This window comes from Pelotomaculum sp. FP (genome assembly GCF_004369245.1).
GTDB lineage: Bacteria > Bacillota > Desulfotomaculia > Desulfotomaculales > Pelotomaculaceae > Pelotomaculum_C > Pelotomaculum_C schinkii.
This window is the reverse complement of sequence record NZ_QFGB01000163.1, coordinates 1-640: the sequence shown is the minus strand read 5'-3', so window position 1 is coordinate 640 and position 640 is coordinate 1. Positions and strand designations below refer to the sequence as shown.

Genomic DNA, 640 nt, shown 5'->3' with positions numbered 1-640 from the left:
TCGGTGGAAGAGGCCCTGTCATTGCTTGAAAAAAAGGTCATCCCGGTGCTGGTAGACCCCGCGGCGGCCGTGGTAAAAGATGCGCGTCCCGCGGTGGTGGTGGACGCGAGGATGGCCAAACGCAATCTCGATACCACCATCGGGGACGCCCCGCTGGTAATCGGCCTGGGGCCGGGCTTCACCGCCGGCGTCGACGTCCACGCGGTAATAGAAACCTGCCGGGGACACCGGCTGGGCCGGGCCATTTACAGCGGCGGCGCCATTCCGGACACCGGCGCTCCGGGAGCGGTGGACGGCTATACCCTGGAGAGGCTGTTGAGGGCGCCGGTGGACGGAGTGATGGCGCCGCGCTGTTCTATCGGGGAGCAGGTAGAAAAAGGAGATGTGGTGGCCTATGTCGAAACAACACCGGTATATGCGGAAATGACGGGAATGGTAAGAGGCATGCTCAAAGAGGGGCTGTGGGTTCCCAAAGGGACCAAGATAGGTGACATCGACCCGCGCCAGGACGCCGAATATGACACCATCTCCGATAAAGCGCTGGCTGTTGGCGGAGGGGTTTTGGAGGCGGTATATCATTTCCTTAACAGCAACCAGTGAACACATTGAATTACGCAAAGGAACATGATTTGTAATGAAG

General features: G+C 59.5%; 1 protein-coding gene. It reads left to right on the top strand.

What is annotated here, in order from left to right:
- Positions 1–600: selenium-dependent molybdenum cofactor biosynthesis protein YqeB (gene yqeB / locus Psfp_RS21190; protein ID WP_134220481.1), on the top strand; the 600-nt coding region annotated here is incomplete at its 5' end.
- Between the last annotated feature and the right edge of the window lie 40 nt (positions 601–640).